Here is a 15,020-nt window from a genome sequence, read left to right on the forward strand (position 1 = left end):
CCTCCTCAGTTGGCGGATCCCCCTACAGTCAACTGGCCCAGCACGTTGATATCAAAGGTGAAATTAATCGTCACCGAGTTGCCCTCATAAGCCTCAGGCAGGGGCAGGAAGGGGGCTGCCCTCTGGATAGCCGTCAGCGCCGCATCATCGGTTTGTTGGCTGCCAGACGTGCGCCCCAGGCGAATGCTCTGCAGATCGCCAGCTCGACCCACCGTAAAAATCACCACCGTGCGACGCGAGGTGCCGGTCTGTCCAGGGATCCAATTTTGCTCCACTTTCCGCTGCAAAGCGGCCAGCCAGGGGCCCCAATCCACATCGGCCCGCGCTGCCACACTGGGGGGATTGGGAGCGGATTGGGTGGGGTTGGCCAATCCACTAGCTCCACTGCCCTGGATTCCGGCTCCATTGCTGGGAGCAGAGGCACTGACCGGAGGCCCCAACTGGGAAGAGTCAGAGGGCCGCTGGGCGGGAAGAACCTCTGTCACCGGTTGCGGAGCGGGCGGAACGGGAGCCAATTGGCTGGGATCCGAAACCCGCTCGCTTGGCTGCACGGGCAAGGGCTCCGCAGTCGGCGGGGGAGTGGGCCTTGGGGAGGGAGCAGCCGCCACGGGCGGTGGAGTCTGGGTTGGAGTAGGTCTGGGGGCAGGCGTGGAAGGTGGCGGTGCCGCAGTCGGGGTCGCGGTGGGCTGAGGGGGAGCGGGGGTTGGGGTAGGTGTGGGCGTGGGTGGAGGGGTTGGAGTTGGGGTTGCCAGGGCAACTGCAGCCGGGGCAGGTGTTGGTGGAACAGGGGCAGGCTGCTGGGGTGGCGGCGGTTGGGGTCTTGGCGGCGGCGGCGGAGGGGCCTCCTGGGGAGGGGCGGCCTGAGATTGAGGTGGACTGCCTTGAGACGGAGGGGCTTCTACCCGCTCACCCCCATCGCGGGAATCAACTTCTGAAACCAGATCTGCTTCCTCTGGGGGCTGCAGATCTTCTGGATCCAGAAGGATAAACTCAATGGCTTCTTGTTCTGGCTCGCGAGTGAGCCAAAGCCGCCCCAAGTGGAGCAATCCCAGCAGCACCAGCACGTGCAGCAGCAGCGACAGCGCCACCATCCAAAAAAAGTTGCGAGATTCATCCTCGCGGCGGCGCTGCTCAATCCAGATGCTGGTCATAGCCAAGATTGCCCTTTCCTTTCTTCAACGCTCTCAACACACCGAGTTGTCTGTTGCAGACTGGGCCACGGGGGTAACACCCCAGCTAGTGTTATAGCATCCGAGCAGTTGGCACTCCTGCGCAAAGGCGTATAGTCTATCTCGGGCTCGGGAAGGGATCCCACCTTGCAGCAGCTCTAAGATCGCCTACCTTGAAAAGAGCGGGGATCCCATTAGCCGGGGAAAAGCCCCACAGCTCGGGGTGCTGGCTCTGATGTTGGCTGGTGGGGCACTTTTGGTGGCTTTTTAGGAGCGACGTTATGGAACCCATCCGCTTTCATCTGGCCTTTCCAGTTGCCGATATTGCCTTGGCCAAGGCCTACTACGGCGATGGCTTGGGCTGTGAGATCGGTCGAGAAACCTCTGCTGCCGTTATTTTTAACCTGTACGGCCATCAACTGGTGGCCCACCTCACCCACGAAGAGCTGACGCCCCAGCGGGGCATCTACCCTCGTCATTTTGGCCTGATCTTCCCTACCCAAGGGGATTGGCAGGCGCTGGCCGACCGTGCCTTGGCGCGGGCCTTGCCCTTTTATCAAGAGCCGCGCTGGCGCTTTGTTGGCACCCCCTTGGAGCATGGCACCTTCTTTTTGCAGGATCCCTTCCATAACCTGCTGGAGTTTAAGTACTACCGCCACGCTTCCGCCATTTTCGGGGAGCGGGAATTGGCCTTGGTCGGGGACAGTGCTTCCCACCGCTCGCGCGAACGATCCCCGGCCCGCTCAAGTGGCATGTAGTGCAAACAGGAGGAACCTTTGGCCACTCAACCCCTGCGTTCTGGCCCTGCGCGCGGCCCTATCTGGCAGATGGATTTCAACGCCGTCCCCCTGCGGGATGAGCAGAACCGAAGGGTTTGGGAGCTGTTGGTATGCGATCCCACCGGCCAGTTTCGCCAAGCGCAGTATTGCAGCAACCAAGAGGTGAACAGCACCTGGGTGGCACGACAGTTGCGGAGCTACCTGGAAGCTGCCCCACAGCCTCCCTCGGCCATTCGTGTGTTTCGAGCCCGCATGAGTTCCATCCTGCAACGGGCCTGCGATGCGGTTGGGATCCCGATGCTGCCCAGTCGTCGCGTTTACACCCTCAAAGCCTGGATGCGAGAACGGGCAGAGCGGGTTTACCCCCAAGAGACTCAGTTCACCTACAGCCCCGAACCTCCTGTGGATCCGGATCCGCCGGATCCCATCCGTCTGCCGGACAAGTTGCAGGGAGAACGCTGGGCCTTCGTGACCTTGCGAGCTGAGGATCTGCGGGAAGCCGACGCCTGGCCGATAGAATTTGGCGAGCTTTTTCCGGTTGCCTGGGACACTTTGACGCCCGACCCATTGGCACCAGTGGTGCGGAGCACCCTCATTCCCGGCTTGGTGATCGCCTCCCAGCGGGCTTTGCCGATGGCAGCCTGGATGAGCGGTATGGAGCCCGCTTACTTGAGTGTGGCAGACGGACGGCTCCTGTTCGAGGCAGGCCTCAACGATTGCTACCTATTTGCGCAACTGAGAGATGAAAAACTGCGAACAGAGGCAGAAGTCTTTGCCCAGCGCCAGCAGCAGGCCCAAGGGATCCACTTTCTCGCCATTCAAACCGATTTCAAGGCCCAGTCTTTCGCCGGCTTCTGGCTGATGCAACATCCCCTATGAACTATGAATATCAGTCGTTTGCAAGAGCAGAGTGCAGCCCGAACAACTGGGGAGATCATCATCGCTGTCTCAGAGGGAAAAACCTACAGTCATTCAAGGAGGAATGAGACTGTTCCGCTGCATGGCTTCCTGGCTCCTCTCTCCCTTTCCTAGGGATGGTCGCGGAAGCGGCGTGAAGCGTTTGGACGGCACCGCGGAGCAGTTGAGAAGTGCCTTGATCTATCTATAGTCTTTCAGCTTAGGGTGAGACGCCCGAGCTACGGAGAAAAGCTTCCTGACCTCGTGCATGATTGCTCCGCAACGCTGATGCGACGATGCGACGACGCAGCCCATGTTTTAGGTGGGCGTAGTGTCCTAGTTTGGATCGAAATGACTGTTGAAATGACCGTAGCAAGAACCCCAGCGCTACGGGGAAGCAAGCTGGTGGGGCAGGGAGCATGTCAAAGCAGGTTGCTCAGGCGGCTGTGAAAGGCTGAGTAGATCTCTGCGTAAGACTTCGCCCATTCTGGATCTGGTTGAACATAGCGTTCCACCTGCACCAATCGATCGGCAGCCTGTTGGACAGAGCAGCACCAATAGGCAGAAGCAGCCAAGATGGCTGCCCCCACAGCCGGCTCTGGGTGTTTCACCACGGCCAAGGGACGGGCAAGGATACTGGCGCGCAGGCGCAACCAAAGAGGGCTTTTGCTGCCTCCGCCGGTGGTGAACATCGGACTCTGTTCTGACACCGGGATCCCTTGAGCCGCCAACGTTTCCAGCCCCAGCCGCTCGACCATGGCTACCCCCTCTAACAACGCAGCATAAAAACGGGGGGATCCCTCTTCTGCCTCCGGCAAGAACCCGGCAAACCGGGGATCGACAATGGGAAAACGTTCTCCCGGCTGACAAAGGGGATAGCTGACCAGCCCAGTGGGCAGATAAGCCTGGGCTTGCTGATCCAGCACTTGCAAGTTGCCGCCAGGGAAGTAATGGGGCAAAACTCCGCCTCCACAAAAGGAAGCCGCTCCCGGCCACCAAACCGTTCGTTCGCGACAGTGGTGTGGAGCACAGTCCGGGTGCAAATGGGAATAGATGCTTGGGGTTTGTATGGGATCCGGACTGTTGGCCTTGAAAATGAGGGTTGTGCCCAAGCTGGTGGAAACCTGACCTAAGCGGGTGGCCCCTGCTGCCAATTGCCCGGCACAGCCATCCGTGATCCCTGCCGCGATCAGCACTTCCGGCCCCAATCCCCAGTCTGCTCGCACCGTTCCCAAAACCGTTCCCGGCGACACCACCTCGGGGAAATGCTTGGGGTTTAGGCCCTGCCGCGCCAACCACTCCTGAGGCCAGGTGTAGGCCTCCAGGTCGAAACCGCTCTTGAGGGCATGGGTGTGATCGGTCACCTGCCTGCGCCCCCCCAGTTGGCTCAGCAAAAAGTCCGCCGGATGGGCCAGGTAGCTGTCTCGATACTGATCAGGATGGGCTTCCGCCCACCACAGCCAACGGCTGAGGCCCCAACTGGCAGGGATCCCCAATTGCTTGGCCTGAGCCTGGCCCCGCGGGTCGGAATACAGCCACGCCTGTTCCAACGGCATGCCCCGACCATCCACCGGCAGAATGGTGCCGGAAGTGCTGCACGCACTCAGAGCGGCAATGGAATACCGATCCCCCAGTTGCGCGGTTAGTTGTCCCAGAAGGGCTTTCAGGGTTCGCAACCAGCGGCCTGGATTGGTCTCTGGGGGATCCCACCGGCGCTCGCTTTTGGCCACCACCTCTCCTTGTTCTGAGAGGGCCACCACCCGCATCCCAGAAGTGCCCAGATCGATCCCAAGAAACACAGGGGGCATAGGGGTACTCATCTCATCATCAGCTCATCATTAGGAAGGAAAATGCCTTGTCATGATGGAGTGCCCAAGGCCCAAGAATGCTCTCTGTATAGATGGGGTGGCCAAGTGGCTCAAACTGGCCTAAAGGATGGGAAAGAACTCCGGCCCGCTGTCGCGATCACAATTTCAAAACTCCTGGCTGCTCCGAGCCAACGCTTCTTGGATATCCAGATCCAGCCCTTTCACCGATTCCAGCACCGAGCGGGTGATCAGCTTACCCTCCTGCACCAAAATGGCGCCGGTTACAGGGTGCAAAAGCGGCTGTTCGGCCCGCCGACCGATCAACGCCTCGATATCCTGAAAAGCATTGATGTACATCCCGGCAGGCAATTCCACCACCACCCCTTCCCCCAGCACGCGCGCTTGGCAGGCCAGGCGGGAGTTGGGCTTGCAGGTGGTGATCGCCTCCAGGGTGCGCTGCTCCCGCTTGCTCACCGGAGACAAAGACTCCATCCCTTCCTTAACGTACACATGGCAGGTGGCACAGAGGCCGCGCCCGCCGCACTCTTTCAACACATTCAGCTCTTCCTGCAACAGTACCGAGAGCAAATTGCTGTTGGTGGCGATTTCAGACACTTGGGCAATGGGATCCAACCGCACGCGCTTGACCATAACCTTCCCTCTGTTACACGCCTTAACATTAGCTTGTCCATGAAATAAAGATCCCAGCCGCGTCCACATTGTATTATTGGCTACCTCGGTGGGCAGGTTGAGCCTCTTTTGGGGAATCGGGCTAGATTGGATCCCACTGCTGATTTCTGCTGTCCACTTCTAGGATTCTGGCGGCATGAGTTCTCCGGCCATCCAGTGGTATCCCGGCCACATTGCCAAGGCGATCGGCCAGTTGCGGGAAGAGTTGCAGCGAGTGGATGCGGTCATCGAGGTGTTGGATGCGCGGATCCCTTCGGCCAGCCGTCATCCTGAGCTGGGCCGGTGGCTGGGGGAAAAACCTCGTCTTTTGGCTCTGAACAGGGTGGACTGCATTGAGGCCAGGGATCTGAAAGCTTGGCAGGAGTATTTTTTACGGCAAGGGATCCCTGTCTATCCCACCAATGGCCGCTCAGGAGAAGGGGTGAATCGCCTCAAGCAGGCGGTCTTGCACTTGGGGCAATCGGTCAACACGCGGCGTCAACAGCGGGGCATGCGACCGCGGGCCGTTCGGGCGGTGGTGGTGGGCTTTCCCAATGTGGGCAAATCTGCTCTGCTGAATCGGCTTTTGGGGCGGCGGGCAGCCGAGAGCGCAGCACGTCCTGGAGTGACGCGGCAACTGCGGTGGGTGCGGCTGGGGGGAGAGTTGGATCTGTTGGACTCGCCGGGCATCCTACCGCCCTCTCTGCCGGATCAACAGGCGGCTTCTCTGTTGGCCATCTGCGATGACATCGGCGAAGCGGCCTACGATCCCGAACGGGTGGCGGCCTACTTTTTGGATCACGTGCTGAGGGTGCAGCCCCAAGCCCGATCTCTCCTACAAAGGCGCTACGGTTGGCCGGATCCGATCCCTCCCGGTGGTGCTGCAGTGCAGGAGTTGGCCGAGCGGCGGTATCAAGGGGATCCTCAACGGGCAGCACGGCAAATTCTCAACGACTATCGCAAGGGCTTGCTAGGGCCGCTGGCCTTGGAACTTCCTCCCAATGCGTGAGCCCCCTACAAGAAAGTCACGTTGTTGCTATGGGCAGGGGAACCGCAACGCTGTCGCGATAGGCCGCTGTGGGAACTTGCTCACCTCAATGTGCAGGCGCTCCAGTAGGGGAATAGCAGCGGGCATAGAAAAAGCTTGGGCCGAAGTAAGCCGAGGGCAAATAGCGGATCCCCCACAAGCGCTAGGTAATGATACGCTGTTTAGCAGGTTAGATCCGGAGCGGAGCCATCGCAATGCTGAAATGCACCACTCGCCACGTCCACATTTTTGCCGGTGAAGTTACTGCAGACAACAACTTCGTGCCCCGCGACGACCTGTTTACCCTCGATGTGGATCCGGACAACGAGCTGGTCTGGACTGATGCTGCCCTGCAAAAGGTCTATGCCCGTTTCGAAGAGTTGGTGGAAGAATACCGGGGGCGAGACTTGACCGAGTACAATATCCGCCGCATTGGGTCTGACCTGGAACATTTCATCCGCTCCCTGCTCAAGCAAGGGGAGATCGCCTATAACCTGCAGGGGCGTGCCCCCAACTTCAGCATGGGCTTTCCCCAGATCCCTGCTGAAGAAATTGTCGGCCAATACATCCCCAAGGGCTAGCTCTTTGCCGGTTCTGGACAGAGTTTTTGATTGTTCTGCATCTAAGGCTTTTACCCATCTGATTGTCGGAGCGTTTCCCCATGTCTGGAGAACCCACCCCCGAGGCCGCTGCTGCCGAGAAACCCGCTGAAGCTGCCAAGCCTGCTGCTGAGGATTCCCCCAAAGCCGCTGCGAAAAAAGTTGCTAAGGAAGAAAAGCCCTTCGAGCAACAGATCACGGAAGAGGTGATCCCGGCAGCCATTGCGGCTTTTCAAAAGCGCGGAGTCAGCGATCTGGAGCTGCGCCTGGAAGGCAAGACGCTGGTCGGCGCGTTTGCAGGAGGCAAGAAGCAATTTAGCGTGCTGTTTGCTGAGGGATCCTTGAATGGCCGCAAGTTCTTCCGCTGTACCACCGAAGGATCCCCGGCCAGCACCATCGAGTCTTTTATGATCGACGAGCGGCGCGTGGATGCCAACCTATTCGTGTTTTATTTGGTGCAGCGCCTTTACGCTCAGCAGTGGTATTGAGTTCGCGTGACCTTGAAGGATCCCTGCCTGAGGAACGGTGCTCATGGATCCCATGTGAAAAACGTTCTGGTTTGGCAAAGCCGGGATCCATCCGGCCCCGTTCTCTGGCATGCCTCTGGCATGCCTAGATCCTAAACAGGGTACTTCGGTTGCTGCTTTCTCGGAAGATGAGCTGCACACTCGGATCGAAGAACGGTGCCCATATGCCGGGGTCAACCGTTCATAGCCGTTTCAGGTTAGGGTAAGACGCCTGGGCTATTGAGAAAAGCCTTCTGGCCTTGTGCATTATCGCTCCGCAACGCTGACGCGACCAACGTTTTGAGTGGGGGTGCAGGGCCCTAGTTTGAATCAAATGACCCTAATTCCGTAGAGAGCTGCTCCCGTAGATCAGGTTCCTGAGCAAATGGCGCCGCTTGAGCCTGAACCCAGTCTGCCCAGAGGTTATCTAAAGTGAGGATCCCTAATTGTGGGGATCCCTTGCCGCTGCGAGGGATGTTCTGTCGGGGCCAAAAACGATTATCGTTTTGTGAAGAAAGGTAAGGCTCTGCTACAGGAGATCTCGAAATGTACATCGTGCAGATTGCGTCTGAATGTGCCCCGGTCATCAAGGCGGGGGGACTGGGGGATGTGGTGTACGGCCTCAGCCGGGAGCTGGAAGTGCGGGGGCACTGTGTCGAGCTGGTTTTGCCCAAGTATGACACCATGCGCTACGACCAGATCTGGGGCTTGCACGATGCCTATCGCGATCTCTGGGTGCCCTGGTACGGGGGGGCCATCCACTGTTCGGTGTACTGCGGCTGGGTGCATGGCCGCCTTTGCTTTTTCATTGAGCCTCACTCAGGAGACAACTTCTTTAATCGCGGGTGTTATTACGGCTGCCCGGATGACAACATGCGTTTTGCTTTTTTCAGCAAGGCGGCTTTGGAGTTTCTCCTACAAAGCAACAAACGCCCGGATGTGATCCACTGCCACGACTGGCAGACAGGGTTGGTGCCGGTGCTGCTGTTCGAGATTTACAAGTACCACGGCATGGCAAATCAGCGGGTGTGCTACACCATTCACAACTTCAAACACCAAGGCTTTGGTGGCCCAGAGATTCTTTGGGCTACCGGCCTCAACCGCGAACCCTATTACTTCCACTACGACCGTTTGCGCGATAACTTCAACCCCTTTTCTCTCAACTTTATGAAGGGGGGAATTGTCTTTTCCAACTTCGTTACTACGGTTTCTCCCAATCACGCGCTGGAGGTGCAATTTGGCGACTACGGCTATGGACTGGGCCATACCCTCTACCTGCACCGGCATAAGTTTCGCGGCGTTTTGAACGGCATCGATTACGACATCTGGAACCCGGAGATCGACCGCTTTATCCCCGTGCGCTACACTGCTCAAACGCTGGAAAATAAAGCTAAAAACAAAAAAGCTCTGCGGGATCGGCTGCTACTGCAGGATGTTGACAAGCCTATCGTGGCCTATATCGGGCGATTGGACGAGCAAAAGGGCGTGCATTTGGTGCATCATGCCATCTACCGCTCCCTGTTCAAAAATGCCCAATTTGTTCTCCTGGGATCCGCTACGGAGCGAGGGATCGGCGCTTGGTTTGCCCACGAGAAAAGCTACCTCAACAACAACCCCGATGTTCACATTGAGTTGGGCTTTAACGAAGAACTTTCCCACCTTATCTATGCGGGGGCAGACATCATCGTAGTGCCCAGCCACTACGAACCCTGTGGACTCACTCAGATGATTGGCTTGAAGTATGGCACAGTTCCGGTGGTGAGAGGAGTGGGTGGCCTGGTGGATACCGTCTTCGACCGCGACTACGATCCCCACAAATTGCCCGAACAACGCAATGGTTACGTCTTTTATCACACAGATCCAGCTGCTTTGGAGTCGGCTCTGGATCGGGCCATCGACCTTTGGTACACCGCTCCTGACCAGTTCCGTCAACTGCAGATTCAAGGCATGAGCTACGACTACTCCTGGAACTATCCTGGCAAGGAGTATCTGGAGATCTACGACTTCATTCGTCACCGCTGAGCCCAACAGCGATCCCCAGCGATCCCAGCTCTTGACCCCAAGGACGAAATGCTGGACGATAGGTAACAATCTTGGGCTTAACCTTCTCTACAGATTTGCTGCTGAAGAAGGTGGGCTCGCCCCGTTATTTTTTCCCACCTAAGGATCCCTGGCCGCTATGGGTTATCTCGCCTTGGTACTCCACGCGCACCTGCCGTTTGTGCGCCACCCTGAGCAAGACTTTGTGCTGGAGGAAGAATGGCTCTACGAAGCCATCACGGAGACCTATGTGCCGCTGCTGCACATGTTCGAGGGGCTACAGCGAGATGGCATCGACTTTCGCTTCACCATGTCCCTGACGCCGCCCTTGGTGTCGATGCTGCGGGATCCCTTGCTGCAGGAGCGCTACGACCACTATCTAACCAAATTGGAAGAGCTGGCCCAGCTGGAGTACGACAAAAACACCACCAACGGCCACATTCGCTACCTGGCGGAGCACTACATCAAGCAGTTTGCCATGGTGCGGGATCTCTGGGAGCGCTACGACCGGGATCTGGTGCGAGCTTTTAAGCAGTTTCAAGACAGCGGCAACCTGGAGATCATCACCTGTGGGGCTACCCACGGCTACCTGCCCTTGATGCAGATGTACCCGCAGGCAGTCTGGGCGCAGTTGATTGTAGCTTGTGAGCACTACAACGAGCACTTTGGCCAATGGCCGCGGGGGATCTGGCTGCCGGAATGCGCCTACTACCAAGGGCTGGAGCGGATGATTGCCGATGCCGGCCTGCGCTACATGATCACCGACGCCCATGGTCTTCTCTATGCCAAGCCACGGCCCCGCTACGGCATGTACGCCCCCATTTTTACCGAGACTGGCGTTGCCGTTTTCGGGCGGGATCACGAATCCTCGCAGCAGGTGTGGTCGGCGGAAGTGGGCTACCCCGGGGATCCGGTTTACCGCGAGTTCTACAAAGACCTGGGGTATGAAGCCGACTACGAGTACATCAAGCCCTACATCATGCCCAACGGCCAACGAAAAAATACTGGCATCAAATACCACCGCATTACCGGGCGCAATCTGGATTTGGGGCAAAAGCAGCTTTACGACCCCTACTGGGCGCGGGAAAAAGCGGCAGAACATGCGGGCAACTTCATGTTCAACCGGCAGCGGCAGATTGAACATCTCTACAGCGTGATGGGACGTCCGCCGCTGGTGGTGGCCCCCTACGATGCCGAGTTGTTTGGCCACTGGTGGTACGAGGGCCCTTGGTTTTTGGATTTTCTCATCCGCAAGAGCTACTTCGACCAGTCCACCTACCGCATGACCCACCTGGCCGAGTACCTGAAAGAGAACCCCACCCAGCAGGTGTGCAAACCTGCCCAGTCCAGTTGGGGGGCGCGCGGCTTCCACGAGTACTGGCTCAACCCCAGCAACGCTTGGATTTATCCCCATTTGCACAAGGCCACCGAGCGGATGATCGAGCTGAGCCGTCGCGAGCCTGCCGATGACCTAGAATGGCGGGCCTTGAACCAGGCGGCGCGAGAATTGCTACTGGCTCAATCGTCTGACTGGGCTTTTATCATGCGCACAGGGACGATGGTTCCCTATGCAGTGCGCCGCACCAAGTCCCATCTGCTGCGCTTCAACCACCTCTACGAGAAGATCAAAGAGGGTCAGTTTCGGCGAGAAAAAGCCACCCCTGAAGAGGAGCAGTGGCTGGCCAAGGTGGAATATATGGACAACATCTTCCCCAATATCAACTACCGGGTTTACCGACCCCTCTAAGCAGTGTTGATCCCAACTCTCCTCTCCCTTTGGGAGAAGGGCTGGGGGTGAGGGTCAGGAGTCGGCAGAGAGAGCTTGGGATCCCACCTTTCCTAGCCGGATGGCCAGGCCACCGATTCTAGAGCTTGGTGCCGCACTCGGCGCAAAACTTGTGCAGGGTGGGGTTTTTGGTGCCGCAATTGGGGCAGTAGATCAGCTCGGCGGCTTGTTCCAGTTGCCGCTTCTCCGGCAGCCCGATCATCTGATAGTTAGCTTTGCCGGCAGGCACCATCGGGTAGCAGTTTTCATCCCGCTTGACCACAAAGTCGGCCACTACCGGCCCCTCGTGCTTGAGGATCTCCTGGATGGCATCTTCCAGTTGATCGGGGTGATCGACGCGGATCCCTTTCACCCCAAAAGCCTCGGCTAGCTTGACAAAATCCGGCATTCCGGGAGACATATCCGAGTGGGAGTAGCGCTCGCCGTGGAAGGCCTGCTGCCACTGCCGCACCATGCCCTGCCAGCCGTTGTTGATGATGGCCACTTTGGTGGCAATGCCGTACTGAGCCACTGTGCCCAGCTCTTGCATGTTCATCTGGAAGCTGGCGTCGCCACTGATGCAGATCACCTCTTGATCCGGCAGGGCCACCTTGACCCCCATCGCCGCCGGGAACCCGTAGCCCATAGTACCCAGCCCAGAACTGGAGATCCATTGGCGCGGCCCGTTGCGCAGAAACTGTGCGGCCCACATCTGATGCTGGCCGACATCGGTGGTGTAGTAGGCGTGGGGAGCATGACGACGAAAGGCATCGATCACCTGTTGGGGGGCAATCACGCCTTCGTAGCTGGGCACCTGCAGGGGATAGTCCCGCTTCCAGCGCTCGATCCGATCCAGCCAAGCCTGAGTTAGGCCTGGAGTAGAAGGCATTTTGCTCAGTTGAGCCAGCATCTCCACCAGAACAGTGCGCACATCCCCCACAATCGGCACATCGGGCGCACGGTTTTTGCCCACCTCGGCTGGGTCGATGTCGATGTGAATGACTTTGGCGTGCTTGGCAAATTCATCTAGCTTGCCGGTCACGCGATCGTCAAAGCGGGCCCCCACCGCAATGAGCAGGTCGCACTCGGTGACGGCGAAGTTGGCATAGGCCGTGCCGTGCATGCCCAGCATCCCCACCGACAGGGGATCGTTCTCATCGAAAGCCCCTTTGCCCATGAGGGTGGTGGTCACCGGGATCCGATAGGTGTGGGCCAGCTCGGCAATTTCGGCGTGGGCACCGGAGATGATCGCCCCACCTCCCACATAGAGCAAGGGCCGCTTGGCCTGCAGGATCAGCTTGGCCGCCGCATGGATTTGCCGTGGGTTGCCTCGCACGGTGGGCTTGTAGCCGGGGATGTTGATCTCGCTGACGGGTTGATAGTCAAACTCTTCTAGGCCCACATCTTTGGGGATGTCGATCAGCACCGGCCCGGGCCGCCCTGTCCCGGCAATGTGAAAAGCCTCTGCCACGATCCGAGACATTTGGCGCGGATCCCGTACCACGTAGGAGTGCTTCACAATGGGCAGGGTGATGCCAAAGATGTCTGTCTCCTGGAAGCCGTCGGTGCCAATCAAATGGCGGGGCACCTGCCCGGTGATGACCACCATGGGTACAGAGTCCATCATGGCGTTGGCGATGCCCGTCACCAGGTTGGTCGCCCCTGGGCCAGAGGTAGCAAAACACACCCCCACCTTGCCGGTGGCGCGAGCATATCCGTCGGCGGCGTGGGCAGCCGCTTGTTCGTGGCGTACCAGGTAATGTTTGAGCAGCCCCTGAGACTCGGCTTTGTACAGCTCGTCGTAGATGGGGAGGATGGCTCCCCCCGGATAGCCAAAGATGTGTTGCACCCCATGCCGGTGCAGGCTGTCCACCAACGCATATCCACCAGTCGCCACGGTGTCTCCTCCCCACTGAGATGACCGAACGTCAAACGCCCGCTCTCAGGAGCGCCAGCGCAGACAGGGTACTGGCCAGAAGTTGGCCAACTTTGTATTCAATTCTACAGTCTAGCAGTGGTTTGCTTTGGAATCGCTTAGGCTTTCACGGTCGGCTAAAGTAACACTGGGGATCCCTAGGGATCCTCGCCGGAGTGTTGAGAGTGCCCTATCCATGACTGGAGAGCCAACCCCCATTGACCCCGGGCCGGAGCGGTCTCAGGGCAGCTTGCTGCTAGCTGTGCCCATCCTCGGATCCCCGCACAGCGCTGTGGGATCCCGACAGTGGCTGGTATGGGGAGCGCTGGGGATCTTTCTGGTGGGTCTGGGGTTGCGCCTGTGGCGGCTGGACGAGTTCCCGGCACCTGTGTTCGATGAGGTGTACTTCCCGGAGTTTGCCCAGAACTACCTGGATGGCAAGCCTTTTTACGATGTGCATCCCCCCTTGGGCAAGTACTTCATTGCCCTTAGCATTCAGGTGTTTGGCCGCAACGAGTGGGGATTCCGCTTCGCCACTGCTTTTTGCGGATCCCTGATCCCTCTGTTGCTGACCGGCTTAGCCTACCGCCTCACCTACCACGTGGGCTTTGCTCTGTTGAGCGGGGTTTTGCTGCTGACCGATGGGGTGTTTCTGGTGGAATCCCGCTTTGGCCTGATCAACGTGTATCTGGTAGCCTTTGGGCTGGCAGCGACCATTCTGTTGCTGAGAGGTCTAGAAGACCAAGGCTGGCGACGGGCCGCTCACTTTGCCTGCTCCGGGATCCTGTTGGGGGCGGCAGCTTCGGTGAAGTGGAATGGCCTCTGGTTTACCTTCATGTTTGCTCTGTTGGGGATCCTCGTCTGGGGGGTGGTCTGGCTGCGCCCGCAGTGGATCCCACGGTTGGGCATTTTGAGCCAGATTCGTCATCTGCGCTGGTGGCACTATGCGTTCTGCTTCGTCCTCGCTCCGCTGGCCTTTTATGCCATTCAGTGGATCCCGCACCTGCAGCTGAATCCCCAACAGGGACTAACTCTGGATTGGAGCTGGACGGGCATCCAGAATTATTTCCGATCCCTGGTGCTCATCAACCAATCCATCTACGGCGGCCACATGGCAGCCCACCTGGTGGTGAACGAAGAGACCCCTGTTCACCCCTACTGCTCCACCAGCTTGCGATCCCTGGTGGCTTGGTTCCCGGCTTTGCGTCCTTGGCTGACTACGCCCTTGGCCTCGGCAGGAGCTTGGTCCTGGCCAATTCTGGGCCGCCCCGTGGCCTACTACTTCGGCAGTCAGGGCAACCTCTGGCAAGCTGTTCATGGCGTGGGCAATCCTTGGCTGTGGTGGCTGGGGACGGGATCCATCTTGGTGCTCGTCTGGCGGGGGATCCGCCGCTTTCACGGTCTCGAAGCCTTCATTTTGATTGGCTATGCGGCCAATTACCTGCCTTGGTTTAGGGTCAGCCGCTGCGTTTTTATCTACCACTACATGAGCGCTCTGGCGTTTAGCACCCTAGCCCTGGCTTGGTTGGTGCTGCTGGGCTGGCAGAGCTATCGCCGCTTTTGGCGCGGGGCGAGCATCACGGCGGTGGCCTTGGTTTTGGCGTCCTTTGTCTTCTTTTTCCCCGTTTGGCTTGGCCTGCCCCTCAGTCCAAGCGGATTCTACGCCCGCATGTGGTTTCGCTCTAGCCCGGTGCCGCTGTTCTGTTTCAGCCCCCAATCCTGCCAACAGCCCCCGCTGCACCTGCCGCCCATCCCCGGCTTGAACTGGATTTAAGGGAGGCATGGTAAGCTTTGTGAAGTTTGTTTCGTGAAATGCGGCGCTCCGTTACCGAAAGATGGAGCGAGG

General features: G+C 58.6%; 11 protein-coding genes and 1 pseudogene. 8 read left to right on the forward strand and 4 right to left on the reverse strand.

All coding sequences use genetic code 11. The features are described 5' to 3' along the window. Positions 1–5 precede the first annotated feature (5 nt). On the reverse strand, positions 6–1,151 hold the full coding sequence (locus ACVWZ1_RS07480) for an energy transducer TonB (protein ID WP_457503005.1): 1,146 nt from the start codon (positions 1,149–1,151) through the stop codon (positions 6–8). Positions 1,152–1,450: 299 nt separating this feature from the next. On the opposite strand from ACVWZ1_RS07480, the gene ACVWZ1_RS07485 reads away from it, so the two are divergent. Both ACVWZ1_RS07485 and ACVWZ1_RS07490 read left to right on the forward strand, forming a co-directional pair. Next, entirely contained in the window at positions 1,451–1,927 is a 477-nt protein-coding gene (locus ACVWZ1_RS07485; RefSeq protein ID WP_414349864.1) for a VOC family protein, read from the forward strand. Between the two features lie 18 nt (positions 1,928–1,945). Further along, entirely contained in the window at positions 1,946–2,827 is an 882-nt protein-coding gene (locus tag ACVWZ1_RS07490; protein WP_457503006.1) for a Tab2 family RNA-binding protein, read from the forward strand. 440 nt (positions 2,828–3,267) lie between these two features. On the opposite strand, the gene ACVWZ1_RS07495 is transcribed toward ACVWZ1_RS07490, so the two are convergent. Further along, positions 3,268–4,653 carry an FGGY-family carbohydrate kinase gene (locus tag ACVWZ1_RS07495; protein ID WP_457503007.1) on the reverse strand — a complete coding sequence of 462 codons (1,386 nt, stop codon included), beginning with the start codon at positions 4,651–4,653 and terminating at the stop codon, positions 3,268–3,270. Positions 4,654–4,818: 165 nt separating this feature from the next. Beyond that, positions 4,819–5,304 (reverse strand): 2Fe-2S iron-sulfur cluster-binding protein, encoded by a 486-nt coding sequence (locus ACVWZ1_RS07500; protein WP_414358164.1) that lies wholly within the window; start codon positions 5,302–5,304, stop codon positions 4,819–4,821. 175 nt (positions 5,305–5,479) lie between these two features. Here ACVWZ1_RS07500 and ylqF point away from each other — a divergent pair, with 175 nt between their 5' ends. From ylqF to ACVWZ1_RS07525, 5 genes are all read left to right on the forward strand, one after another. After that, positions 5,480–6,331: a ribosome biogenesis GTPase YlqF gene (gene ylqF / locus ACVWZ1_RS07505; RefSeq protein WP_457503008.1), complete on the forward strand. Its 852-nt coding sequence runs from the start codon at positions 5,480–5,482 to the stop codon at positions 6,329–6,331. 233 nt (positions 6,332–6,564) lie between these two features. Continuing rightward, positions 6,565–6,930 (forward strand): NAD(P)H-quinone oxidoreductase subunit M, encoded by a 366-nt coding sequence (locus ACVWZ1_RS07510; protein ID WP_011432289.1) that lies wholly within the window; start codon positions 6,565–6,567, stop codon positions 6,928–6,930. Positions 6,931–7,010: 80 nt separating this feature from the next. After that, positions 7,011–7,436: a DUF2996 domain-containing protein gene (locus ACVWZ1_RS07515; RefSeq protein ID WP_457503009.1), complete on the forward strand. Its 426-nt coding sequence runs from the start codon at positions 7,011–7,013 to the stop codon at positions 7,434–7,436. A gap of 564 nt (positions 7,437–8,000) precedes the next feature. Continuing rightward, positions 8,001–9,476 carry a glycogen synthase GlgA gene (gene glgA, locus ACVWZ1_RS07520; protein ID WP_457503010.1) on the forward strand — a complete coding sequence of 492 codons (1,476 nt, stop codon included), beginning with the start codon at positions 8,001–8,003 and terminating at the stop codon, positions 9,474–9,476. A gap of 157 nt (positions 9,477–9,633) precedes the next feature. After that, on the forward strand, positions 9,634–11,241 hold the full coding sequence (locus ACVWZ1_RS07525) for a glycoside hydrolase family 57 protein (protein ID WP_457466527.1): 1,608 nt from the start codon (positions 9,634–9,636) through the stop codon (positions 11,239–11,241). A gap of 118 nt (positions 11,242–11,359) precedes the next feature. Here the strand turns inward: ACVWZ1_RS07525 and ilvB are convergent. Further along, positions 11,360–13,159, reverse strand: a pseudogene (gene ilvB / locus ACVWZ1_RS07530) (biosynthetic-type acetolactate synthase large subunit); the annotation flags it as partial. Between the two features lie 211 nt (positions 13,160–13,370). On the opposite strand from ilvB, the gene ACVWZ1_RS07535 reads away from it, so the two are divergent. Next, complete coding sequence (locus ACVWZ1_RS07535; RefSeq protein ID WP_457503011.1) at positions 13,371–14,948, forward strand: phospholipid carrier-dependent glycosyltransferase; 1,578 nt, start codon at positions 13,371–13,373, stop codon at positions 14,946–14,948. Positions 14,949–15,020: the final 72 nt, after the last annotated feature.

The sequence above is a fragment of the Thermostichus sp. MS-CIW-25 genome, from assembly GCF_054060015.1.

Coding starts and splice junctions, on each gene's coding strand:
- ACVWZ1_RS07480 (WP_457503005.1), bottom strand. CDS start 1,151: ATGACCAGCATCTGGATTGAGCAGCGCCGCCGCGAGGATGAATCTCGC.
- ACVWZ1_RS07485 (WP_414349864.1), top strand. CDS start 1,451: ATGGAACCCATCCGCTTTCATCTGGCCTTTCCAGTTGCCGATATTGCC.
- ACVWZ1_RS07495 (WP_457503007.1), bottom strand. CDS start 4,653: ATGCCCCCTGTGTTTCTTGGGATCGATCTGGGCACTTCTGGGATGCGG.
- ACVWZ1_RS07500 (WP_414358164.1), bottom strand. CDS start 5,304: ATGGTCAAGCGCGTGCGGTTGGATCCCATTGCCCAAGTGTCTGAAATC.
- ylqF (WP_457503008.1), top strand. CDS start 5,480: ATGAGTTCTCCGGCCATCCAGTGGTATCCCGGCCACATTGCCAAGGCG.
- ACVWZ1_RS07510 (WP_011432289.1), top strand. CDS start 6,565: ATGCTGAAATGCACCACTCGCCACGTCCACATTTTTGCCGGTGAAGTT.
- ACVWZ1_RS07515 (WP_457503009.1), top strand. CDS start 7,011: ATGTCTGGAGAACCCACCCCCGAGGCCGCTGCTGCCGAGAAACCCGCT.
- glgA (WP_457503010.1), top strand. CDS start 8,001: ATGTACATCGTGCAGATTGCGTCTGAATGTGCCCCGGTCATCAAGGCG.
- ACVWZ1_RS07525 (WP_457466527.1), top strand. CDS start 9,634: ATGGGTTATCTCGCCTTGGTACTCCACGCGCACCTGCCGTTTGTGCGC.
- ACVWZ1_RS07535 (WP_457503011.1), top strand. CDS start 13,371: ATGACTGGAGAGCCAACCCCCATTGACCCCGGGCCGGAGCGGTCTCAG.